This is a genomic window from Mycobacterium palustre, assembly GCF_002101785.1.
Classification (GTDB): domain Bacteria; phylum Actinomycetota; class Actinomycetes; order Mycobacteriales; family Mycobacteriaceae; genus Mycobacterium; species Mycobacterium palustre.
Genome location: NZ_LQPJ01000096.1, coordinates 1 through 20,705, shown reverse-complemented (window position 1 = coordinate 20,705; position 20,705 = coordinate 1). Strand labels below are relative to the sequence as shown.

The window sequence follows — 20,705 nt, the reverse complement described above, 5'->3', positions numbered from 1 at the left end:
TTCGATTTGGACGTGGTGGCGGGCAAGCCGCGACCCGGCGACTACCAATACGCGATCAACAACTCGTTCGGCTTCGGCGGGCATAACGTGGCGCTCGTCTTTGGGCGGTACTAAACGCGAGCGGCACTTTCGAACAACAGGAGACCCGCGATGACAATCATGGCCCCCGCGTCGGTTGGCGAGTCGCTCGACCCGCGCGACCCGTTGCTGCGTCTGAGCAATTTCTTCGACGACGGCAGCGTGGAGCTCCTGCACGAGCGTGACCATTCGGGCGTGCTGTCCGCCGCGGGGACCGTGAACGGTGTGCGCACCATCGCCTTCTGCACGGATGGGACCGTGATGGGCGGCGCCATGGGCGTTGAGGGGTGTGCGCACATCGTCAACGCGTACGACACCGCCATCGAGGAGCAGAGCCCGATCGTGGGCATCTGGCATTCGGGCGGTGCTCGGCTCGCCGAGGGCGTGCGGGCGCTGCACGCCGTCGGGCAGGTTTTCGAGGCGATGATCCGCGCCTCGGGCTACATCCCGCAGGTCTCGGTGGTCGTCGGTTTCGCCGCCGGCGGCGCCGCCTACGGCCCGGCGCTGACCGACGTCGTCGTAATGGCCCCGGAGAGCCGGGTTTTCGTCACCGGTCCCGACGTGGTGCGCAGCGTCACCGGCGAGGACGTCGACATGGCGTCGCTCGGCGGCCCGGAGACCCACCACAAGAAGTCCGGGGTGTGCCACATCGTCGCCGACGACGAGCTCGACGCCTACCAGCGCGGCCGCCGGCTGGTCGGATTGTTTTGCCAGCAAGGGCATTTCGACCGCAGCAAGGCCGAGGCCGGCGACACCGACATCCACGCGCTGCTGCCCGCGTCGGCGCGGCGGGCCTATGACGTGCACCCGATCGTCACCGCGATCCTCGACGCCGACACCCCGTTCGACGAGTTCCAGGCCAACTGGGCGCCGTCGATGGTGGTCGGGCTGGGCCGGCTGTCCGGGCGCACCGTCGGCGTGCTGGCCAACAACCCGCTGCGGCTGGGCGGCTGCCTGAACTCCGAAAGCGCCGAGAAGGCAGCGCGATTCGTGCGGCTGTGCGACGCGTTCGGCATTCCGCTGGTGGTCGTCGTCGACGTCCCTGGCTACCTCCCCGGTGTCGACCAGGAGTGGGGCGGCGTGGTGCGCCGCGGCGCCAAGCTGCTGCACGCGTTCGGCGAGGCCACCGTCCCGCGGGTCACGCTGGTGACCCGAAAGACCTACGGCGGGGCCTACATCGCGATGAACTCGCGGTCGCTGAACGCCACCAAGGTGTTCGCCTGGCCGGACGCCGAGGTCGCGGTGATGGGCGCCAAGGCCGCGGTCGGCATCCTGCACAAGAAGAAGCTGGCCGCCGCACCCGAGCACGAGCGCGAGGCGCTGCACGAGCAGCTGGCCGCCGAGCACGAGCGGATCGCCGGGGGCGTCGACAGCGCCATCGAGATCGGCGTGGTCGACGAGAAGATTGACCCCGCGCACACCCGCAGCAAGCTCACCGAGGCGCTGGCGCAGGCGCCGGCGCGCCGCGGTCGCCACAAGAACATCCCGCTGTAGGCACCTTTTCGCCGCGAGTTCGCCGCGAGCAACGGCGCGGCGGGCCCGGCCCACTTCAGCCGAAGCGCGCCACGAACTCCTCGGCCACGGCGACTGCGCGCTCGCGGTCGCGGGGCACCAGCCCGATGCGGGTCCGCCGGTCCAGGATGTCCTCGGCGTCCAGCGCGCACTCGTGGGTGACGGCGTATTCGAACTCCGCCCGCGTCACGTCGATGCCCTCGGCGACGGGGTCGACGGGCCGCTCGCACGCGGCGGCGCCGATCACGTTGACGGCCTCGGCGCCGTAGCGCGCCACCAGCGACTCCGGCAGGCCTGCCATCGGCGGTATCGCCGTCCCCGGGTTGGCCGGCGCCCCGATCAGCGGGAGGTTGCGGGTGCGGCACGGGGCCATCGGGCGCAGCCCGCGCAGGGCGATGGCGCGGTCGAGCACATCCTCTGCCATGTACCGGTATTCGGTGAGCTTGCCTCCGATCACGCTGATCAGCCCCGACGACGATTCGACGACGGCGTGCTCGCGCGACACGTCGGCGGTGCGGCCCTCCCCGCTGTCGATCAGCGGCCGCAGACCGGCGTACGCACCGATCACGTCGGCGGTCCCGAGCCGGCTGCCCAGCGCGATGTTCACCGTGTCGAGCAGAAACGCGATCTCCTCGGCGGAAGGCTCCGGCACGTCGGGCACCGGGCCGGGCGCGGCCTCGTCGGTCAGCCCCAGGTAGACCCGGCCCAGCTGCTCGGGCATGGCGAACACGAAGCGGTTGAGCTCGCCCGGAATCGGAATGGTCAGCGCGGCAACGGGATTCCCGAAGGCGGCGGCATCGAACACGAGATGGGTGCCGCGGCTGGGCCGCAGCCGCAACGAGCCGTCGATCTCGCCGGCCCACACGCCGGCGGCGTTGATGACGGCGCGCGCCGACACGTCGAACGACTGTCCGGTCCGCTGGTCGGTCAACCGCACCGACGCGCCGCCGGCGTCCGACGCCGCGACGTAGGTGAGGATCCGCGCGCCGTGCTGAGCCGCGGTGCGCGCGACCGCGGTCACCAGCCGCGCGTCGTCGATCAGCTGGCCGTCGTAGGCCAGCAAGCCGCCGTCCAGCCCGTCGCGCAGCACCGTGGGCGCCATCTCCACCACGCGCGCCGCCGGCACGCGCCGCGACCGCGGCAAGGTGGAGGCCGGCGTGCCCGCCAGCCACCGCAACGCGTCCCCGGCCATGAACCCGGCGCGCACCAACGCCCGCTTGCCGCGGTTCAGCGAGGGCAGCAACGGAACCAGCTGCGGCATCGCGTGAACGAGGTGAGGGGCGTTGCGCGTCATCAGGATTCCGCGTTCGACGGCGCTGCGCCGGGCGATGCCCACGTTGCCGGTCGCCAGGTAGCGCAGCCCGCCGTGCACCAGCTTGGAGCTCCAGCGACTGGTGCCGAACGCCAAGTCGCGCTTTTCCACCAGCGCCACCCGCAGCCCGCGCGACGCGGCGTCCAGGGCGATCCCGGCCCCGGTGATGCCCCCGCCGATCACGACGACGTCCAACGGCGCGCCGTCGGCCAGGGCGTCCAGGTCGGCCGTGCGCCGGGCGGCGTTGAGGGCCGTCACGACAGGTAGCCGTTCAGCGCGCAGGCGAGTTCGGTGGCCAGCGCCTCGGCGTCCAACAGAGGCCGCACGATCCGTTCGGACTGGATGGTCGACTGGGTGATCAGCAGGACCATGGTGGCCATCTGCAACGGGTCGCCGGGGCGGACGCTGCCGTGGCGCTGGGCCGCCCGCAGCCGCTGCGCCAGCGCGTCGATCAACATCTGCTGGCTGGTTCCGAGGCGCTCGGTGATGTAGATGGGCGCGAGCTCGGAGTGCAGCACCGACATCACCAGCTCGTCGCGCCGCACCAGCTCGGCGACCGTAACGATCTGTCGCACAAGGGATTCCCGGTCGTCGCCGAGCAACGGCGCGTCGCGCATCACGCCGGTGATGCGCTGGGTCAGCAGCGCCGCCACGATCGACTTGGTGTCGGGCCAGCGGCGGTAGACGGTCGGGCGGCTCACGCCCGCGCGCCGGGCGATCTCGGCGAGGGTCACCCGGTCGACGCCGAAGTCGACGACGCAGCTGGCGGCCGCCGCGAGGATCCGGTCCGCCGTGTCCGCGGCTGCGTTACTGATTGACAGCATGTGTAATACTGTAACGCATGACGAACGTCGAGGAGCTCCTGCCGCCCATGAAATGGAACGCGTGGGGAGACCCCGCCGAGGCGAAGCCCCTGTCCGACGGCATCCGCGCGCTGCTGAAACAGGCTGTCGGCGTGCAGGATTCGACCGAGGCCGAACTGAAGGCCGACGACGTCAAGCTGCGCCCGTCCGCGCTGTCGCGGGCCGATCGCGACGCCCTGGCCAAAATCGTCGGCGCCGAATACTGCCGCACCGGCGACCCCGACCGCCTGCTGCACGCCGGCGGCAAGTCCACGCTCGACCTGCTGCGGCGCAAGCACCCGGTGCAGGACGGGCCCGACGCCATCCTGTTGCCCGGCGACGACGAGGCCGTGCTGGCGGTCCTGCGCTACTGCTCCGGGCACCGCATCGCCGTCGTGCCGTTCGGCGGCGGCACCAGCGTGGTGGGTGGGCTCGACCCGATCCGGGGCGGGTTCGACGCGGTGGTCTCGCTGGATCTGCGGCGCCTCGACCAACTCGTCGAGCTGGACGAGGTGTCCGGCCAGGCCGTCCTGGGCGCCGGGGTGACCGGGCCGAACGCCGAACGCCTGCTGCGCGAACACGGTTTCTCGCTCGGCCATTTCCCGCAGAGCTTCGAGTACGCCACCATCGGCGGCTTCGCCGCGACGCGCTCGTCGGGCCAGGACTCCGCCGGCTACGGCCGGTTCAACGACATGGTGCGCGGGCTGCGGATCGTCACCCCGGCCGGCACCCTGGACCTGGGCCGCGCGCCGGAATCGGCCGCGGGCCCCGACCTGCGCCAGCTGATGCTGGGCTCGGAAGGCACCTTCGGCGTCATCACCCAGGTGCGGCTGCGGGTGCACCGCATCCCCGAAGCCGTGCGCTATGAGGCGTGGTCGTTCCCCGATTTCGAAACCGGGGCCGCGGCCCTGCGCGCCGTCACGCAGAATGCCGCCGGCCCCACCGTCATCCGGCTCTCCGACGAGGCCGAGACCGGCGTCAACCTGGCGACCACCGAGGCGATCGGGGAAAACCAGGTCACCGGCGGCTGCCTGGCGATCACCGTGTTCGAGGGCACCGAGGTACACGTCGAAAGCCGGCACGCCGAGACCAGCGCGCTGCTCGCGGCCCACGGCGGCACGTCACTGGGCGAGGGGCCGGCGCGGGCGTGGGAGCGGGGGCGGTTCGGCGCGCCCTACCTGCGCGACGCGCTGCTGTCGGCGGGCGCGCTTTGCGAGACGCTCGAAACCGCCACCACATGGTCGAACCTGCCGACGCTGAAATCCGCTGTCACCCAGGCGCTTACGGAGGCGTTGGCCGATACCGGCACGCCGGCGCTGGTGATGTGCCACATCTCCCACGTCTACCCCACCGGCGCGTCGCTGTACTTCACCGTCGTCGCCGGGCAGCGCGGAAATCCGATCGAGCAGTGGCGTGCGGCCAAGAAGGCGGCGTCCGACGCGATCATGGCCGCCGGCGGCACCATCACCCACCATCACGCGGTCGGCGCCGACCACCGGGCCTGGATGCGCGACGAGGTCGGCGACCTCGGCGTGCAGGTGTTGCGCGCGGTCAAGGCGGCCCTGGACCCGGCCGGAATCCTCAACCCCGGCAAGCTGATTCCGTGACGCGCCGCCGGCGCGAGATCGCCAAGGTGACCGCGCTGACCAATCCCGCCTCGGGGCACGGCGCGGCGCTACGCGCGGCGCAGGTGGCGATCGCCCGGCTGCACGAGCGGGGCGTGCAGGTCACCGAAATCATCGGCGACGACGCGGAAGACGCGCGCCACTTGGTCGCCGCCGAGCTCGAAAGGGGTACCGACGCGGTCGTGGTCACCGGCGGCGACGGCGTCGTCTCCAACGCGCTGCAGGTGCTGGCCGGCACCGACATTCCGCTGGGCATCGTCCCGGCCGGCACCGGCAACGACCACGCTCGCGAATTCGGCGTTCCGACAAAGGATCCCGCGGCCGCCGCGGACATCGTCGCCGACGGCTGGGCCGAGACCATCGACCTGGGCCGCATCCAGGGCGGCGGGGTCGACAAGTGGTTCGGCACCGTGGCGGCCACCGGGTTCGATTCCCTGGTCACCGACCGGGCCAACCGCATGACCTGGCCCCACGGGCGGTTGCGCTACTACCTCGCCATGCTCGCCGAGCTGTCGCAGCTGCGGCTCCTGCCGTTCCGGATGGTGCTCGACGGAACCAGGGAGATCGACGCCGACATCACACTGGCGGCGTTCGGCAACACCCGCAGCTACGGCGGCGGGCTGCTGATCTGCCCCAATGCCGACCCCACCGACGGCCTGCTCGACATCACGATGGCCCACTCGGCGTCCCGCACCAAGCTGGTCCGCCTCTTCCCCACCGTGATGAAGGGCACCCACGTCGACCTCGAGGAGGTGAGCACGGCGCGCGCGAAGTCCGTCCATGTCGAGTGCCCCGGCATCAACGTCTACGCCGACGGCGATTTCGCGTGCCCGCTGCCCGCCGAGATATCGGTGGTGCCCGCCGCGCTACAGATCCTGCGTCGGCCCGGCATTGAAAGCCATCAGCCGCTCGAGCGTGGTGTGTAGTCAGACCGCCGCCGTGCCACCGTCTTCATCGGCCGATCACCTGGCCGGCGAAGTCGAGCAACTCCTCGAGGCTGGGAAACATTGCGAAGGCATCCACGATCGCCTCGTCAACGCCGGACCCGGCCAGGCGCTCGAGCCGGTCGGCAACGGAGTCGACGGACGTGCCGGGTTCGAGGTTGAGCCGCATGGCCTTCTTCAGCGCGTCTGGATCGCGGCCGGCGTCTTCTGCCGCACGGCGCGCGATCGCCCACAAGTGGTCGGTGACCTCGTCTTGCAGCCCCTCGACCCCGAGCCAGCCGGTGCCGCTGCGGCCGACCCGGCGCATCGCGGCCTCGCTGGCACCGCCGATCCAGATGGGCGGACCGCCGGCCTGGGCCGGGCGCAGGTCGGCGTGCACCGGCGGCAGCGAGAAGAACTCGCTGTCCCAAGAGACCGGCGTGGTCGTCCACCACTTGTGCAGGAACGCCAGCAGGTCGTCGAGCATCTTCCCGCGCCGGCGCCAGTCCGCGCCGCGGGCGATGTCGTGTTCGTCCTTCATCCACCCGATTCCCACGCCGACGCCAAGGCGGCCGTCGCTGAGCACGTCGAGCGTGGTCAGCAGCCGGGCCAGGTGCACCGGCTCGTAGTAGAACGTGCTGAGCGTGCTGGAGTTCAGCCGCACCCGGCTGGTCGCGGTCGCGGCGACCGTCCACAGCAGCACCGGATCGAGGTAACGCGTCATTTGCGGCGGGTACGGCTGCTCCTTGCCCGGATAGGTGCTGTGCATGTCGACCGGCGTGACCAGTCGGTCGCCGACCCAGAGCGTGTCGTAGCCAAGCTCCTCGAGCCCGCGGCAAAAGTCACTCAGACCGGCGGCGCTGGTGATGGCGGGGCCGACGATGGGAAGCGCGAAACCAAGCTTCATCGCGAGAACTGTTTCTTTTGGTGATCCATCGACTGTTCGTACGGGCCCGCCGCGCGGCTCAGCCGGGAATCGCGGCGCCGAGGGCGAAGTCGAAGTTGCCTATCCCGTGGCGGGCGAGGCCCATCACGACCAGGCCCATTCCTTCCAGCCAGTGCGCCATGTGCAGGCCGCCGACGTCCAGCGGGCGCAACCCGAGGCTCTCGACGAACTCCGCCACGCTGGCCTTGGCGCGGGTGTCGTCGCCGGCGATGAAGACGTCGAGCGGCCGGGCCTGGGCCAGGACGACACCGAAGATGGTGTTGAACGCCTTCACGACGCTGGCGCTGGCCGGGGCCGCCTTGGCGACTTCCTGCGCGATCGAGATGTGCTCGGGGATGGCCAGCCCGTCGGCCGCGGAATTGAAGGGGTTGCTGATGTCGACGATGACCTTGCCCGCGAGGGCGTCGCCGTACCGGGTGACGACCGGAACGACACTGGCGTACAACAACGCCACGACGACGATGTCCCCGGCCGGGACGGCGCCGAACTCCCCGGTCGTCGCGCCGCCCCCGAGGGCCTTGGCCAGCTCGGCGGCCTTGGACTGATCGCGGCCTATCACCTCGACCTGGTTGCCGCCCGCTACCGCCAGCGCGCCGATGGCGCGGGCCATGTTCCCGGTGCCGATGATGCTGATGCTGCTCATGTGGTGTCCCATCCTGACTGCCAGTTCGAAAGGTTGACGTCTCAACCTTATGCCCAACTTGTTGATGCGTCAACCAACCGGCTAGCATGGTCGTCGATGCAACCGAAGTGGCTGAGCCCCCGCGAAGACCGCGCCTGGCGGGCGTTCGTGCACGCGCATCATCGACTCGGTCTGCAGCTGGCGCGGGGTCTGCAGGAATCGGGCCTGTCCGCGGCCGATTACGAGGTCTTGGCGGTGCTATCGAGCCACGACGGGGACCGCATGTCCGCGCACGACCTGTGCAAAACGCTGGGCTGGGAAAAGAGCCGCGTCTCCCACCAGGTGCGGCGCATGGAGCAGGACGGGTTGATCTGCCGCGAGCCCAACCCCGACGACGCGCGCAGCACCATGGTCTGCCTGCTGCCGGCCGGTCGCGCCGCCATCGAGAAGGCGGCGCCCGGGCACGTCGAAAACGTCCGCCGGCATTTCATCGACCTGCTCAGCCCTGCTGAGCTCGACATCCTCGCCGCCCTCAACGAACGAGTGCTGCACCACCTGGCCAAAGAAGACGCCCCCGCGCACGACGATCCCGCCGAGCCCGCATAGCGCGCCGGTTCACCCGAGCCGGGCGTTCTCCGAATGGGCGCTTGCCGCTACCCGACGCCGCGGCTGAGCCAGGTCACCTCGCCGGCGTCGCCGCCGTCGCGATACACCTCGAGCGCCTCGTCCCACGCGGTGCCCAGCACCGAGTCGAGCTCGGCGGCCAGCGTGTCGGCGCCCTGCGCCATCATCGCCCGCAGCCGCATCTCGCCGACCATGACGTCGCCGTTGGCGCTCGTCGACCCGCTCCACAGCCCGAGCTGGGGCGTGTGGCTGAAGCGCTGGCCGTCGACCCCGGGGCTGGGGTCCTCGGTGACCTCGAACCGCAGCACCGACCAGGAGCGCAGCGCGTTGGCCAGCCGGGCGCCGGTGCCCACCGGCCCGACCCAGTTGGTGACCGCCCGCAGCTGCCCGGGCATCGCCGGCTGCGGCGTCCACACCAGGTTGGCCTTGGCTTGCAGGGTCGACGACAACGCCCACTCGACATGCGGGCATACCGCCGCCGGCGAGGCGTGGACGTACACCACGCCTGTCGTCACGTCGGCGAATTGGTTCGATGCACGCATCTCCTGCTCCTTCGGTTCCACGAGGGACGTCTTCCCCAACGACCTGGTGGCCCGATAAGCGGGATGCCTGCTAACTATTCTTGTGTCCTGCGTGTCTATTGTGCCCTGTGATACCCATGTTGCGCTAGTGTGCGATGCGAATTAGGCGTATTCGGCGATGACCGCGTCCGAAAACGCTGGCCAGGGCCGCAGCGCCCACTCCCCGAAGTCGCGATCGGTGAGCGCCACCACCGCCAGGTCCAGCTCGGGATCGACCCAGATGAAGCCGCCCGCCTGGCCGAAGTGGCCGTACGTCCGCGCCGAGTTGCGCGACCCGGTCCAGTGCGGCGCCTTCGAGTCGCGAATCTCGAATCCCAGCCCCCAGTCGTTGGGCCGCTGGGTGCCGTATCCGGGCAGGACGCCGTCCAGGCCGGGGAATTGCACGGTCGTCGCCTCGGCGTGCAGTTGCGGGGAGACCGTTGCCGGGCGCAGCAGGTCACCGGCGAAGGCGGCCAGGTCGGCGACGGTCGAGGTGGCCCCGAATCCGGCCGCCGCGGCGCCGCCCGCCAGCCGCGTCGCCGCCATGCCCAGCGGTTCGCACACCGCCTCGGCCAGGTAGCGGCCGAATTCGATCCCCGACTGCTCTTCGACCGCCCGGGCCAGCACGGCGAAGCCGTAGTTGGAGTACACCCGGCGGGTGCCCGGCGGGGCCAGCACGCGGTCGGATTCCAACGCCAGACCCGACGCGTGCGCCAGCAGGTGACGCACCGTGGATCCGGGCGGTCCGGCCTCGGTGTCGAGCTCGACGACGCCCTCCTCGACGGCGACCTGTACGGCCCGCGCCGCCAGCGGCTTGGTCACCGACGCCAGCGGGAACACCCGCTCGGTGTCGCCGTGGCCGGCCAGCACGCCGGCGGGGCCGATCACCGCGGCGGCGGCATTGGCCACCGGCCAATCGCCGAGCAGGTCGAGGGCGGTCATCCCTTGGTGGCGATGTAGTAGTTGTTGATCGGATCGGCCTCGGTCTCGGCCACTCGGACGTCGTCGAACCCGGCGTCGGCCAGCATCGCGGTGGCCAGCTGCGCTCCCCAGGCCGCGCCGAGCCCGGCGCCATCGAGCGCCAGCGACACCGTCATGCAGTGCATCAGCGAGACGGTGTAGAGGTAGGTGCTCATCGGGGCGTCGACGTTGTCCTCGAGCCGGCTCGACGCCTTGATGTCGGCCATCAGCAGGACGCCGCCGGGTCGCAAGGCGCGATGGATGTTCGCCAGCACCCGCGCCGGCTGGGCCTGGTCGTGGATGGCGTCGAACACGGTGATGACGTCGTAGCCGCCGACCGTGGTCAGCTCCGACAGATTGTGGCTGGCAAAGGTCGCATTCCTCAGCCCGAGGCGCGCGGCCTCCTGCCGGCCGACCGCAACCGCCTCCTCGGAGAAGTCGATGCCGGTGAACCGGCTCTCCGGGAAGGCCTTCGCCATCAGGTTGACGGCGTGGCCGCTGCCGCAACCGAAGTCGGCCACGTCCGCGCCGGAGCGCAGCCGCTCGACCAGGCCGTCGACCAACGGCAGCACGACGTCGACGAGCGCGGCGTCGAACACCACCCCGCTCTGCTCGGCCTGCAGCCGATGGAATCGCGGGAACTCGCTGTAGGGCACCCCGCCGCCGGTCCGGAAGCACCCGACCACCTTCTGCTCGACCTCGGCGAGCAGCGGGACGAACTGGGCGACGACGGCCAGGTTGTCCGGACCGGCCTTTCGGGTCAGCGCGGCCGCGCGGTGCGGGGGCAGCGTGTAGGTGCCGGTGCCGGGGTCGTAGTCGACGACGTGGCCGGTGGTCATGCCGGCCAGCCATTCGCGGACGTAGCGCTCGTTGAGGCCGGCGGCCTCGGCGATCCGGGCGCTGGTGGCCGGCGGCAGCCCGGCCATGGTGTCCAGCAGGCCGGTCTGATGCCCGATGCTCAGCAGGAGAGTGAGGCTCGCGGCGTCGATGGCCGAGACCACTCGTTCGGTGAATTGTTCGGCGGTTTCAGCGGATTCGTCTCGGCGATTGTCGACTGTCGTCACGTCATGTAGACGCTACACCGGTTGCGCAGCGCATTCGGCCCGCCAGTAGGTTGTAGCCCATGAGCCAGACAGTGCGCGGAGTCATTTCACGTAAGAAGGGCGAGCCCGTCGAGCTGGTCGACATCGTCGTCCCGGATCCCGGCCCCGGCGAGGCGCTCGTCGACGTCATCGCCTGCGGGGTGTGCCACACCGACCTGACCTACCGCGAGGGTGGCATCAACGACGAGTACCCGTTCCTGCTCGGCCACGAGGCCGCCGGCACCGTCGAGGCGGTCGGGCCGGGCGTGACGGCCGTCGAGCCGGGCGACTTCGTGATCCTGAACTGGCGCGCGGTGTGCGGGCAGTGCCGGGCCTGCAAGCGCGGCCGACCCCACCTGTGCTTCGACACGTTCAACGCCGAACAGAAGATGACGCTGACCGACGGCACCGAGCTCACCCCGGCGCTGGGCATCGGCGCCTTCGCCGACAAGACGCTGGTGCACGCCGGCCAGTGCACCAAGGTCGACCCCCAGGCCGACCCGGCCGTCGCCGGGCTGCTGGGCTGCGGCGTGATGGCCGGCATTGGGGCCGCGATCAACACCGGCGCGGTGACCCGCGACGACACCGTCGCGGTGATCGGCTGCGGCGGTGTCGGCGACGCCGCGATCGCCGGGGCCGCGCTGGTCGGGGCCCGCAAGATCATCGCCGTCGACACCGACAACGCCAAGCTGGATTGGGCCCGCAAGTTCGGCGCCACCCACACCATCAACGCCCGCGAACTGGACGTCGTCAAGACCATCCAGGACCTCACCGACGGCTTCGGCGTGAACGTGGCGATCGACGCGGTGGGCCGTCCGGAGACCTGGCAGCAGGCCTTCTACGCCCGCGACCTCGCGGGAACCGTTGTGCTGGTTGGGGTTCCGACCCCCGACATGCGCCTCGACATGCCGCTGGTGGACTTCTTCAGCCACGGCGGGTCGCTAAAGTCGTCGTGGTACGGCGATTGCCTGCCGGAACGCGACTTCCCCACCCTGATCGACCTGTATCTGCAGGGACGGCTGCCGCTGGAGCAGTTCGTCTCCGAACGCATCGGGCTCGGTGACGTCGAGGAGGCCTTCCACAAGATGCACGGCGGCAACGTGTTGCGTTCGGTGGTGATGCTCTGATGGTTTCCATCGACCGGGTCGTGACCCATGGCACCTTCGAACTCGACGGCGGCAGTTGGGAAGTCGACAACAACATCTGGCTGGTCGGCGATAACTCCAACGTGGTGGTGTTCGACGCCGCACACGACGCGGCGCCGATCGTCGAGGCCGTGGGCGGCCGCCACGTGGTGGCGGTGGTGTGCACGCACGGCCACAACGACCACGTGACGGTGGCTCCGGAACTCGGCGAGACGCTCGACGCGCCCGTGCTGCTGCATCCGGCCGACGAGGTGCTCTGGCGAATGACGCACCCCGACAACGACTTCCGCTCCATCTCCGACGGCGAGACGGTGAGCGTGGGAGGGACGGAGCTGCGGGCGATCCACACCCCGGGCCACTCGCCCGGCTCGGTGTGCTGGTACGCCCATGACCTGGGCGTGGTGTTCAGCGGTGACACGCTGTTTTCCGGCGGCCCGGGCGCGACCGGCCGCTCGTACTCGGACTTTCCGACGATCCTGCAGTCGATCTCCGAGCGGCTGGGCAAGCTGCCCGGCGAGACGATCGTGCACACCGGCCACGGCGACAGCACGACCATCGGCGACGAGATCGTGCACTACGAGGAGTGGGTGGCCCGCGGCCACTGAGCTTGTGGGCGCGCCTGGGCCACGCTCGGGCCGCTCCCCCGCGCCCATCTCGCCCGCGAGCGTATCCTCACTGCGAAATCCCCCGCGAGATTTCGCAGCGACGTTACGTTCGCGAGGCCTTCAGCCCGGATTATCAGGGTCCGTGACAATCTCAACCGGTGCTAATCTTGGCCGATGGCTGAAAACCGCTCCGGCATCGCCGAACTCGACGAACGAATCCCGTTTCTGCTCTCGCAGCTGGGAGCCCATGTCAGCGGCGACTTCCAGCGCCGGCTGGCGCCGATCGGGGCCGACCCCCGCACCTACGCGGTCTTGCTGACGCTCGCCAACGACGACGGACAGTCGCAGCGCCAGCTATCCGAGCGGCTCGGCTTCCACCGCAACGCCATGGTCACCGTCATCGACAACCTCGAGAAACAAGGCCTGGCCAAGCGTTTGACCCATCCCGAGGACCGGCGCGCCGTCGCCGTCACCCTCACCCCCAAAGCCCGCCGCCTGCTGCCGGCCCTGGACGACCAGGCCCGCGAGCTCGAAGACGAAATCGCCGCGCCGCTGTCAGCGAAAGAGCGCGCCACGCTGCGGCGCCTGCTGCAGCGCGTGGCCGCCGGAGCGGGCCTCATCCCGGGAGTCCATCCCAGATTGGCGTGATTCTCGGGGGGGACTCCCGGGGGCATGCTCGCGTCCCTACGAAGACGTACTAGCACATCCTAATGATTGTCATATAATATGATAATCACGAAACATGACATTTTGCACCCCGGGGAGCGCGCGATGAGGTTGGTGATCTTCGGGTCCAACCGGACCACCGGCCGGCTCGCTAGCGCACGCGGGTTGGCCGCCGGCCATTCGGTAGTCGCCGTGACACGCCGGCCATGCGAACTCCCCTTAAACCAGCCTCGATTGACGGTCGTGACCGCAGACGCGCGGGAGCGCTCCGCTGTCACGTACGTGTGCGGGCCCGTGGATCCGGTGGGCGTTTACCGCACGCGTCGACTTGGCCGACTACCTGATCGCCCTTGTCGCCGACGCGACCGCCATACGGCGGATCGTGACGGTCTCCACGACCCGGCGCACGCCCACCGTGTGGCAGATGGTGCGCCAAGAAGCGCTGTCGGGCAAAGGCTCTCACCCGCTACCGGAACAAGCTGAGGCACCCCACCTTTCGAACCCCGCATAGGAGACCCCGCATGCACACCACATACCTTGCGTTGACGCTGGTCGCCATCGCCTTCGACGGATTCTCCGGCATCGCGGCGCTGGTTCACTTCGCGCCGATTTTGCCCGGGATGGCGAGCGCGGGCGTGCCGGTGTCGTGGTTGAGGTTTCCCATCGGCACCTTGAAGACCCTGGGCACCGTCGGACTCGTTGTGGGCCTGTGGATTCCAGCCATCGGCATCGCGGCCGCCGCGGGGCTGGTCGTCTTCTTCGTCTGCGCCGTCTACACTCACGTGTTGGCCCACGACCTCACCGGTCAAATGATGTTCGGCGGATTTCTGCTGGCGCTCAACTGTGCCACGCTGGCCGCCACCATCGCGGCCCATCCGACGGTCTTGTGAACGTGCCAGCCGCCACGGCCACACCGAGCGCGCGGGTGCCGCTGCTGCTGGCGCGCGCCAGCACGGCGTTGATGATCGCCTGGGCGCTGACGCAGGCGGTCTTGGCCGGTAACTCCTCGGTGGCCAATACGACGCGCTCAGGCTGCACACGCTCGGGGCCAGCGCCGTCACCATCACCTCCGCGACAGCTTCGCCCCGCTCGACCGCGGTCGCGCGGTAACCACCCGCACCTGCCTGTTTCGGACGGGGCGGCGCCGGCAGGTGGACGATCAACAACAAGCCGTACCAGCCCGGCGCCCGCTGGCGACGCCGCGCCCGGCCGAAATCGAAATCTGGCGCTTCGTCACCGACATTTGCTGTCGCGCAACGGCAGGGCCGGGCCGCTACGACCACGGGTTGGAGAGACACCGTGGATGTCGCGGCGTCCGGGGCGGTGGAGATCATCGTCCAATTCAGCGACTACCGGGGAACCTATCTCGTGCATTGCCACAACCTCGAGCACGAGGACATGGCCATGATGGCCGACTTCGTCACGCGGTAGCCCTAACCCCCAAACCGCACCTCGCTCATGACCGCCCCCCGCGCGCGGGTTCGACACCGGCCGGAATGCGGGTCAGACCGTCGCGCAAGATCTCGGCGAGCGGTGTCGGGGTCAAGCCGAACGTACCCTCGGTCTCCGACGCGTCCATCACAAACGGCCGCTGCAGTTGATACTGCATTTCGGGCAGCTCGCGCACCGCTTTCGAGCCCAAGCCGGCCGCGGCCAACAGCCATCGTGGCATTCGGCGCAGTTTCGGGGCGCCGACCCCCGCGCACTCAGCCAGCACCGTCGCCAACTGGCGCGGCGACACGGCGGCGTTGGTCGGGACGTGCCACGGTCGCCCCCACGCCCTTTCGTCGTCACCGATCGCGGCCAGGGCGCGCGCGGCATCGACGGTCCCGGTCCAACTGTGCGGCGCATCCAGGTCGGCGGGGAACAATGCCGTTTTGCCCGCCAGCACCTTCGGCGCGACCATGGCGGTGAACACCGACAACGCGCCGCGGCCGATGAAATCGCTGGCGCGCACCTCGGTTACGCGCACCCGTCCCGCGTCGTGGGCCGCTTTTGCCTGCAGCCAGGCCCGCGCGCGGAGTTCGCCCTTGTCCGAGTTGGGTTGCAGCGGAAGGGCTTCGGTGATCGGCCCGGTCACCGGCCCGTAGCCGTAGAGGTTTCCCAACATGACGTAGTCGGTGCCGGCGACGATGGCCGCGTTGAGCATGCCCGCGGCGAGCGCGGGAAGCTGCGTACGCCACAGGTGATAGGGCGGCGCGGCGCAGTTGTACAACGTGGTGGCGCCGGCGAGGACGGCCGCGAGCGCATCGGTGTTCGAGGCGTCGAGCGCGACCCGCCGGATGCCCGGATGACGCGGGCCACCGCCGCTTCGGGTGACCAGCCGCACCTCGTGACCGGCGGCGGCGAGCAGCTGGGCGAGCGCCGCACCGGTACCGCCCGCGCCCACAACGACTTTCACAGACATCGATCTCCTTCCGGCACTTCGACGCTTTCACTATTGGCCCGGACGACTACACTCCGGAAGTGGCATAAACGCCACACATGCGGAGGTTTTGGCCATGCATCGGATCGCGGTGGTCGCCGTGCCACCGGTCGGCGCGTTCGAGCTGTCCATACCGGACCTGCTGTTCGACGCGGTACAGATCGACGGCCGCAGCGCCTACGCCACCTGCACCTGCACGCCGCAGCCGGGGCCGGTGGCGACGCGCGGCGGCTTCGACGTGCTCGTCACGGGCGGTTTGGACGCGATCGCCGACGCCGACACCGTGCTGATCACCGGTACGGGTGCGCGAGACGGCGTCGCGGACGAGCTGTTGTCGGCGTTGCGAGACGCCGCCCGCCGCGGCGCGCGGATCGCGTCGATCTGCACCGGCGCCTTCGTGCTGGCCGCAGCCGGTCTTCTGGACGGGCGGTGCGCGACGACCCACTGGCGCTACGCCGCGGAGCTCGCGCAGCGCTACCCGCGGGTGCTGGTCCGCCCCGAAGTGCTGTTCGTCGAAGACGGGCCGATCGTCACCTCGGCGGGGCTGGCGGCGGGAATTGACCTGTGCCTGCACCTGATTCGCTGCGACCATGGCGCGGCCGTGGCCAACGACATCGCCCGCCTTGCCGTCGTCGCACCGGTGCGCCCGGGCGGGCAGGCGCAATTTCTCAGCGCACCGGTCGCATCGGCGGGCCCGACCACCCTGGATCAGACGCGCGCGTGGGCCCTAACGAGAATTCAGGACAAGCTCACGCTCGCCGACCTGGCACGGCACGCCAACACCAGCATCCGCACACTCAATCGGCGATTCCGGGCCGAGACCGGCCTGAGCCCCCTGCAGTGGCTGCTGCAACTGCGGATCGACCGGGCCCGCGAACTGCTGGAGACCACCGACCTGCCGGTCGCGGTCGTGGCCCACCGCAGCGGACTCGGCAGCGTGGATTCGCTGCGCGACCACTTCGTCCGCACGACCGGTCTGACGCCGAGCGCCTATCGCGCCGCGTTCACCCACTCCCCCACGCCGACGAAGACGCGCGCTCGCGGCGGCCGCTGACCCACGACGCCGCCGCGGACGTAACCTCACTGCGAAAAGCCCCGCGAGATTTCGCAGCGACGTTACGCCCGCGAAAAGGCAACCCTAGTGGCCCTCGAGGATTCGGCGCTTCTCGGCCTCGAACTCGTCGGCCGTCAATGCGCCCGAATCCCGCAGCGACGCCAAGGTTTTGAGCCGCTCGAGCCGGACGCCTTCGTCGCTGGGCTCGTGCGGACCGGCCACCGGCGGGACCCCGGGCGCATGGTAGTACGGGTTGGCCGCCACCACGGCCCGGCGACGGGTGCGCGACAACCACAGGCCCGACGCGATCGAACCCACCAGCCCGGCGAAGAACGTCGCGACGAACACCCACACCAAAAAGCCGTAGGAACTCTTGTGGCCGAAGGCCAGTCGCGGGCCGATGTAGCCGTTGACTTGGCCGTCGGTGGTGATGTTGTAGGTGCCGGCGGCGGGAATCCGGGCCACCCACACCCGCACGTGCGCGTCGTTGTTGACCGTCGTTGTGCTGCCGATGCTTTCGGTGACCATCGGCTGCCCCACCCCCTCGGGCGGCGCGATCGTCACCCCGAGCGGCGGCACCGGCAGGCCACCGTTGGGGCTGCCGATGACGGTGGTATGCAGGCTGATCGTGACCTCCCCGGCGGGCAGGTACAGGTTGCCCGAGCCGGGCACCGGCACCTCCCCGTAGGCGTCGTACTTGTCCAGGAAGAATGCGTTGAGCACCAGGGCGACGATGAAGCCGGCCACCGACGCGACCATCACCGCGATGGCCGTGGCCAGCGACACCTTGGCGAGCCGTCTGCTGGTCATCCAGGCAGTGTGTCACCGCGCGCCGGGCCACGCCAGCGAAACAGCGCAACGCCAAACGACGGCGCGGAACGGCCGCGAGGGTTCGCTAACGGCGACCCGAAGGGCAGACTGGGACGGGGTTCACACGATAGGAGTGATACGCATGGCCAACGATCTTGTCGCCACGGTGCCCGACCTGTCGGGGAAGCTGGTGATCATTACCGGGGCCAACAGCGGCCTGGGGTTCGGGCTTGCGCGGCGGCTGTCGGCCGCAGGCGCCGACGTCGTGATGGCGATCCGCAATCGCGCCAAGGGTGAAAAGGCGATCGCAGAAATCCGCGCCGCGGTTCCCGACGCCAAGCTGACCATCAAGTCCCTCGATTTGTCGTCGCTGGCCTCGGTGGCCGCGCTGGGCGAGCACCTCAACGCCGAGGGCCGCCCGATCGACATCTTGATCAACAACGCCGGCGTCATGACACCGCCGAAACGCGACACCACCGCCGACGGCTTCGAATTGCAGTTCGGCAGCAACCATCTGGGCCACTTCGCGCTCACCGCCCACGTGCTGCCGCTGCTGCGCGCCGCCAAGGGCGCCCGCGTGGTGTCGCTGAGCAGCCTGGCCGCCCGCCAAAGCGGCAAGATCCACTTCGACGACCCCAATTTCGAGAAGTCCTATGCGGCCATGTCGGCCTACGGCCAATCCAAGCTGGCCGTGCTGATGTTCGCCCTCGAGCTGGACCGGCGCAGCCGCGCCGCGGGCTGGGGCGTGATGTCCAACGCCGCGCACCCCGGCCTGACCAAGACCAACCTGCAGATCGCCGGCCCGTCGCACGGCCGGGACAAGCCTTCGCTGATGGAGCGGCTGTACAAGACGTCGTGGCGGCTCACGCCGTTTTTGTGGCAGGAAATCGACGACGGGATCCTGCCGGCGCTCTACGCCGCCGCCGCCCCGCACGCCCAGGGCGGCGCCTTCTACGGGCCCCGCGGGTTCTACGAGTTGGCCGGCGGCGGGGTGCGCGAAGCCAAGCTGCCCCCCGAGGCGCGCAACCAGGACGACTGCCGGCGCCTGTGGGAGCTTTCCGAGCAGCTCACCGGGGTCAGCTACCCCAAGCCCGACTGACTATCGTTGGGGCATGCGGCCCGAACCCCGGATGCCCGAATCCAGCGTCGTGGTCCGGCCGGAGCCGGTGCACAGCGCGGCCTACACCGCCTCGTCGCGGCTGCAGGCCGCCGGGCTGGCCCACGCCATCGCGGCGTTCGAGCGGGCCGCCGAGCAGGTGCCGCTGCCCACGCCGCCGCAGCCGATCGTCGTCGCGGATTACGGTGCGGCCAATGGCCACAATTCGCTGAGGCCGCTGTCGGCGGCCATCGCGGTGCTGCGCCGGCGCACGCGGCACGACCACGCCATCCTGGTGGCGCACACCGACGTGCCGGACAACGATTTCTCGGTGCTGTTCCGGACCCTCGCCGACGACCAGGACAGCTATTTGCACACGGACACAACGAGTTTCGCTTCGGCGATCGGACGCTCGTTCTACGGGCAGATCGTCCCGTCGAAGACGGTCAACCTGGGCTGGACGTCGTGGGCGGCGCAGTGGCTGAGCCGGATCCCGTGCGAGGTGCCCGACCACGTGCACGTCGCCTACAGCGGGGACGACGCCGCCCGCGCCGCCTACGCGCACCGCGCCGCCTCCGACTGGCACGACTTCGTGGCCTTCCGCGGGCGCGAGCTGGCGCCCGGGGGGCGGCTGGTGGTGTTGACCCAGGCCGCGGACGACGACGGCAACGCCGGCTTTCAGCCGTTGCTCGAGGCGCTGCTGGCCGCCCTCAGCGGGCTGGTACGCGACGGCCTGCTGCACCGGGAAGAGTTGCGGCGCATGGTCATTCCCACCTTCGCCCGCAGCGAGAAGGACCTGTGCGCCCCGTTCGCGCCCAGCGGGCGTTTCGAGGGCTTGACGATCGATCACCTCGAGGTGTTCAACGCCGAGGACCGGTTCTGGGTCCGGTACCAAAGCGACGACGACGCAGAGGCTTTCGGCGCGCAGTGGGCGGCGTTCGCGCGGGCCGCGGTCTTCCCCGCCCTGGCGCGCGGGCTGGACGGCGGCGCCGACGACCCGCGGGCGGCCGAGTTTTTTCAGCGGTTGGAGGCCGCCGTCGCCGAGCGTTTGTCAAGCGCGCCCGAGCCGATACGCATCCCGCTCGCGACTCTGGTGCTGGTCAAGCGCAACCGATCGCAGTAGCGAGAGTTTCGACACATCGCCGCTTTGGGTAACCCCCGGAAATGGTCGGAACTGCGACTCCAAGGGGGTAGGTGCATGAGCGTGCAGGACGACAAAGAGGCTGGTCGGGACCGCGAACAGCGGGCGCGCGACGACGACGAAGACCGGGGGAAAGACCACGACGACGACCGGCCGCTCACCGAGAAGCCCGAGCCGGACGAGGAAGACAAGAAGCAGGCGGCCGAGATGATGACCGCCTACGAGGACCGGCCGACCTTGGTGCTGCCGGGTTCGGGCGGGATGGTGTCGGGCACGGCGGTCAACGACTGGCTCGACGACGAGGGCAATCCCCGACACGAGGTCCTCGACGCCGGTCCAGAAGACAAGGGCGGCACGGCGCAGGCCGAGGGCGACGACGGCAAAGACGAGCAAGCCAAGAAGGAACAGATCGAGCAGGACAAGGCCCTCAACGAGGAGTTGAAGAAGGCCTCGGCCGCGGAAAACAAGGGCGAAAACGACTGAGCCGCAAGCTAACTAGCGGCCCTGCCGAAGCGAACATACGACCGGAACGCACCCCACCCCGGGGATCGGCACGCTGATTCCGGGGATCCGGGGAATGGGCGGAATCGCGGGGATCTGCGGGATCGGCGGCGGCGCCGGGATGGCCGGGACGGGCGGCGGCGCTGGAGGTGCCGGCGCGGCGGGCGCGGCCGGGG

The 20,705-nt window shown here is 70.0% G+C and carries 24 protein-coding genes; 15 read left to right on the top strand and 9 right to left on the bottom strand.

Features of this window, described 5'->3' with window-relative positions; all coding sequences use genetic code 11:
* Both AWC19_RS30545 and AWC19_RS11260 read left to right on the top strand, forming a co-directional pair.
* A partial coding sequence (locus AWC19_RS30545) for a hypothetical protein (RefSeq protein WP_245848905.1) occupies positions 1 to 114 on the top strand: 114 nt, incomplete at its 5' end.
* A gap of 36 nt (positions 115 to 150) precedes the next feature.
* Complete coding sequence (locus AWC19_RS11260; RefSeq protein ID WP_085078184.1) at positions 151 to 1,572, top strand: acyl-CoA carboxylase subunit beta; 1,422 nt, start codon at positions 151 to 153, stop codon at positions 1,570 to 1,572.
* 55 nt (positions 1,573 to 1,627) lie between these two features.
* Here the strand turns inward: AWC19_RS11260 and AWC19_RS11255 are convergent, their stop codons facing one another.
* Both AWC19_RS11255 and AWC19_RS11250 read right to left on the bottom strand, forming a co-directional pair.
* Positions 1,628 to 3,160, bottom strand: a complete 1,533-nt coding sequence (locus AWC19_RS11255) for a glycerol-3-phosphate dehydrogenase/oxidase (RefSeq protein ID WP_142281118.1) — start codon at positions 3,158 to 3,160, stop codon at positions 1,628 to 1,630.
* Entirely contained in the window at positions 3,157 to 3,726 is a 570-nt protein-coding gene (locus AWC19_RS11250) for a TetR/AcrR family transcriptional regulator (protein ID WP_085078182.1), read from the bottom strand. The genes AWC19_RS11255 and AWC19_RS11250 overlap by 4 nt, the downstream gene beginning before the upstream one ends.
* Before the next feature lie 47 nt (positions 3,727 to 3,773).
* On the opposite strand from AWC19_RS11250, the gene AWC19_RS11245 reads away from it, so the two are divergent.
* Together AWC19_RS11245 and AWC19_RS11240 are read left to right on the top strand one after the other, a co-directional pair.
* The gene (locus AWC19_RS11245; protein WP_342743789.1) at positions 3,774 to 5,351 is read left to right on the top strand and encodes an FAD-binding oxidoreductase; all 1,578 of its coding nucleotides are present in this window, start codon (positions 3,774 to 3,776) and stop codon (positions 5,349 to 5,351) included.
* Positions 5,348 to 6,295, top strand: coding sequence for a diacylglycerol kinase (locus tag AWC19_RS11240; RefSeq protein ID WP_085078180.1), 948 nt, complete (start codon positions 5,348 to 5,350; stop codon positions 6,293 to 6,295). Before AWC19_RS11245 ends, AWC19_RS11240 begins: the two co-directional genes overlap by 4 nt.
* A gap of 25 nt (positions 6,296 to 6,320) precedes the next feature.
* Here the strand turns inward: AWC19_RS11240 and AWC19_RS11235 are convergent, their stop codons facing one another.
* Both AWC19_RS11235 and AWC19_RS11230 read right to left on the bottom strand, forming a co-directional pair.
* Positions 6,321 to 7,199, bottom strand: coding sequence for a TIGR03619 family F420-dependent LLM class oxidoreductase (locus AWC19_RS11235; RefSeq protein ID WP_085078179.1), 879 nt, complete (start codon positions 7,197 to 7,199; stop codon positions 6,321 to 6,323).
* A gap of 58 nt (positions 7,200 to 7,257) precedes the next feature.
* Positions 7,258 to 7,881: an NADPH-dependent F420 reductase gene (locus AWC19_RS11230; protein ID WP_085078178.1), complete on the bottom strand. Its 624-nt coding sequence runs from the start codon at positions 7,879 to 7,881 to the stop codon at positions 7,258 to 7,260.
* 96 nt (positions 7,882 to 7,977) lie between these two features.
* Here AWC19_RS11230 and AWC19_RS11225 point away from each other — a divergent pair, with 96 nt between their 5' ends.
* Positions 7,978 to 8,466, top strand: a complete 489-nt coding sequence (locus tag AWC19_RS11225; RefSeq protein ID WP_085078177.1) for a MarR family winged helix-turn-helix transcriptional regulator — start codon at positions 7,978 to 7,980, stop codon at positions 8,464 to 8,466.
* A 47-nt stretch (positions 8,467 to 8,513) separates the two neighbouring features.
* On the opposite strand, the gene AWC19_RS11220 is transcribed toward AWC19_RS11225, so the two are convergent.
* From AWC19_RS11220 to AWC19_RS11210, 3 genes are all read right to left on the bottom strand, one after another.
* The gene (locus AWC19_RS11220) at positions 8,514 to 9,026 is read right to left on the bottom strand and encodes a DUF3145 domain-containing protein (RefSeq protein WP_085078185.1); all 513 of its coding nucleotides are present in this window, start codon (positions 9,024 to 9,026) and stop codon (positions 8,514 to 8,516) included.
* 141 nt (positions 9,027 to 9,167) lie between these two features.
* Entirely contained in the window at positions 9,168 to 9,986 is an 819-nt protein-coding gene (locus AWC19_RS11215) for a serine hydrolase domain-containing protein (RefSeq protein WP_085078176.1), read from the bottom strand.
* The gene (locus AWC19_RS11210) at positions 9,983 to 11,068 is read right to left on the bottom strand and encodes a class I SAM-dependent methyltransferase (protein WP_085078175.1); all 1,086 of its coding nucleotides are present in this window, start codon (positions 11,066 to 11,068) and stop codon (positions 9,983 to 9,985) included. Before AWC19_RS11210 ends, AWC19_RS11215 begins: the two co-directional genes overlap by 4 nt.
* Before the next feature lie 59 nt (positions 11,069 to 11,127).
* On the opposite strand from AWC19_RS11210, the gene AWC19_RS11205 reads away from it, so the two are divergent.
* From AWC19_RS11205 to AWC19_RS30535, 6 genes are all read left to right on the top strand, one after another.
* Positions 11,128 to 12,213, top strand: coding sequence for an S-(hydroxymethyl)mycothiol dehydrogenase (locus AWC19_RS11205; protein ID WP_085078174.1), 1,086 nt, complete (start codon positions 11,128 to 11,130; stop codon positions 12,211 to 12,213).
* Complete coding sequence (locus AWC19_RS11200; protein ID WP_085078173.1) at positions 12,213 to 12,836, top strand: MBL fold metallo-hydrolase; 624 nt, start codon at positions 12,213 to 12,215, stop codon at positions 12,834 to 12,836. Before AWC19_RS11205 ends, AWC19_RS11200 begins: the two co-directional genes overlap by 1 nt.
* A gap of 174 nt (positions 12,837 to 13,010) precedes the next feature.
* Positions 13,011 to 13,484 carry a MarR family winged helix-turn-helix transcriptional regulator gene (locus tag AWC19_RS11195; RefSeq protein ID WP_085078172.1) on the top strand — a complete coding sequence of 158 codons (474 nt, stop codon included), beginning with the start codon at positions 13,011 to 13,013 and terminating at the stop codon, positions 13,482 to 13,484.
* Between the two features lie 346 nt (positions 13,485 to 13,830).
* The gene (locus AWC19_RS30540; RefSeq protein ID WP_245848904.1) at positions 13,831 to 14,013 is read left to right on the top strand and encodes a hypothetical protein; all 183 of its coding nucleotides are present in this window, start codon (positions 13,831 to 13,833) and stop codon (positions 14,011 to 14,013) included.
* A 10-nt stretch (positions 14,014 to 14,023) separates the two neighbouring features.
* Positions 14,024 to 14,392, top strand: coding sequence for a DoxX family protein (locus tag AWC19_RS11185; RefSeq protein WP_085078171.1), 369 nt, complete (start codon positions 14,024 to 14,026; stop codon positions 14,390 to 14,392).
* A 409-nt stretch (positions 14,393 to 14,801) separates the two neighbouring features.
* Positions 14,802 to 14,933 carry a multicopper oxidase domain-containing protein gene (locus AWC19_RS30535; protein ID WP_245848902.1) on the top strand — a complete coding sequence of 44 codons (132 nt, stop codon included), beginning with the start codon at positions 14,802 to 14,804 and terminating at the stop codon, positions 14,931 to 14,933.
* 25 nt (positions 14,934 to 14,958) lie between these two features.
* Here AWC19_RS30535 and AWC19_RS11175 read toward each other — a convergent pair whose 3' ends face one another.
* Positions 14,959 to 15,909, bottom strand: a complete 951-nt coding sequence (locus AWC19_RS11175) for an NAD-dependent epimerase/dehydratase family protein (RefSeq protein ID WP_085078170.1) — start codon at positions 15,907 to 15,909, stop codon at positions 14,959 to 14,961.
* Between the two features lie 94 nt (positions 15,910 to 16,003).
* On the opposite strand from AWC19_RS11175, the gene AWC19_RS11170 reads away from it, so the two are divergent.
* Positions 16,004 to 16,981 carry a GlxA family transcriptional regulator gene (locus tag AWC19_RS11170; RefSeq protein ID WP_085078169.1) on the top strand — a complete coding sequence of 326 codons (978 nt, stop codon included), beginning with the start codon at positions 16,004 to 16,006 and terminating at the stop codon, positions 16,979 to 16,981.
* Between the two features lie 84 nt (positions 16,982 to 17,065).
* Here the strand turns inward: AWC19_RS11170 and AWC19_RS11165 are convergent, their stop codons facing one another.
* Entirely contained in the window at positions 17,066 to 17,791 is a 726-nt protein-coding gene (locus tag AWC19_RS11165; protein ID WP_085078168.1) for an SHOCT domain-containing protein, read from the bottom strand.
* Positions 17,792 to 17,933: 142 nt separating this feature from the next.
* On the opposite strand from AWC19_RS11165, the gene AWC19_RS11160 reads away from it, so the two are divergent.
* From AWC19_RS11160 to AWC19_RS11150, 3 genes are all read left to right on the top strand, one after another.
* Positions 17,934 to 18,890: an SDR family oxidoreductase gene (locus tag AWC19_RS11160; protein ID WP_085078167.1), complete on the top strand. Its 957-nt coding sequence runs from the start codon at positions 17,934 to 17,936 to the stop codon at positions 18,888 to 18,890.
* Between the two features lie 13 nt (positions 18,891 to 18,903).
* Positions 18,904 to 20,010, top strand: a complete 1,107-nt coding sequence (locus AWC19_RS11155) for a class I SAM-dependent methyltransferase (RefSeq protein WP_085078165.1) — start codon at positions 18,904 to 18,906, stop codon at positions 20,008 to 20,010.
* A 75-nt stretch (positions 20,011 to 20,085) separates the two neighbouring features.
* Complete coding sequence (locus tag AWC19_RS11150; RefSeq protein ID WP_085078163.1) at positions 20,086 to 20,511, top strand: hypothetical protein; 426 nt, start codon at positions 20,086 to 20,088, stop codon at positions 20,509 to 20,511.
* Positions 20,512 to 20,705 lie beyond the last annotated feature (194 nt).

Coding starts and splice junctions, on each gene's coding strand:
- AWC19_RS11260 (WP_085078184.1), top strand. CDS start 151: ATGACAATCATGGCCCCCGCGTCGGTTGGCGAGTCGCTCGACCCGCGC.
- AWC19_RS11250 (WP_085078182.1), bottom strand. CDS start 3,726: ATGCTGTCAATCAGTAACGCAGCCGCGGACACGGCGGACCGGATCCTC.
- AWC19_RS11245 (WP_342743789.1), top strand. CDS start 3,774: ATGAAATGGAACGCGTGGGGAGACCCCGCCGAGGCGAAGCCCCTGTCC.
- AWC19_RS11235 (WP_085078179.1), bottom strand. CDS start 7,199: ATGAAGCTTGGTTTCGCGCTTCCCATCGTCGGCCCCGCCATCACCAGC.
- AWC19_RS11230 (WP_085078178.1), bottom strand. CDS start 7,881: ATGAGCAGCATCAGCATCATCGGCACCGGGAACATGGCCCGCGCCATC.
- AWC19_RS11225 (WP_085078177.1), top strand. CDS start 7,978: ATGCAACCGAAGTGGCTGAGCCCCCGCGAAGACCGCGCCTGGCGGGCG.
- AWC19_RS11220 (WP_085078185.1), bottom strand. CDS start 9,026: ATGCGTGCATCGAACCAATTCGCCGACGTGACGACAGGCGTGGTGTAC.
- AWC19_RS11215 (WP_085078176.1), bottom strand. CDS start 9,986: ATGACCGCCCTCGACCTGCTCGGCGATTGGCCGGTGGCCAATGCCGCC.
- AWC19_RS11205 (WP_085078174.1), top strand. CDS start 11,128: ATGAGCCAGACAGTGCGCGGAGTCATTTCACGTAAGAAGGGCGAGCCC.
- AWC19_RS11200 (WP_085078173.1), top strand. CDS start 12,213: ATGGTTTCCATCGACCGGGTCGTGACCCATGGCACCTTCGAACTCGAC.
- AWC19_RS11195 (WP_085078172.1), top strand. CDS start 13,011: ATGGCTGAAAACCGCTCCGGCATCGCCGAACTCGACGAACGAATCCCG.
- AWC19_RS11185 (WP_085078171.1), top strand. CDS start 14,024: ATGCACACCACATACCTTGCGTTGACGCTGGTCGCCATCGCCTTCGAC.
- AWC19_RS11175 (WP_085078170.1), bottom strand. CDS start 15,909: ATGTCTGTGAAAGTCGTTGTGGGCGCGGGCGGTACCGGTGCGGCGCTC.
- AWC19_RS11170 (WP_085078169.1), top strand. CDS start 16,004: ATGCATCGGATCGCGGTGGTCGCCGTGCCACCGGTCGGCGCGTTCGAG.
- AWC19_RS11165 (WP_085078168.1), bottom strand. CDS start 17,791: ATGACCAGCAGACGGCTCGCCAAGGTGTCGCTGGCCACGGCCATCGCG.
- AWC19_RS11160 (WP_085078167.1), top strand. CDS start 17,934: ATGGCCAACGATCTTGTCGCCACGGTGCCCGACCTGTCGGGGAAGCTG.
- AWC19_RS11155 (WP_085078165.1), top strand. CDS start 18,904: ATGCGGCCCGAACCCCGGATGCCCGAATCCAGCGTCGTGGTCCGGCCG.
- AWC19_RS11150 (WP_085078163.1), top strand. CDS start 20,086: ATGAGCGTGCAGGACGACAAAGAGGCTGGTCGGGACCGCGAACAGCGG.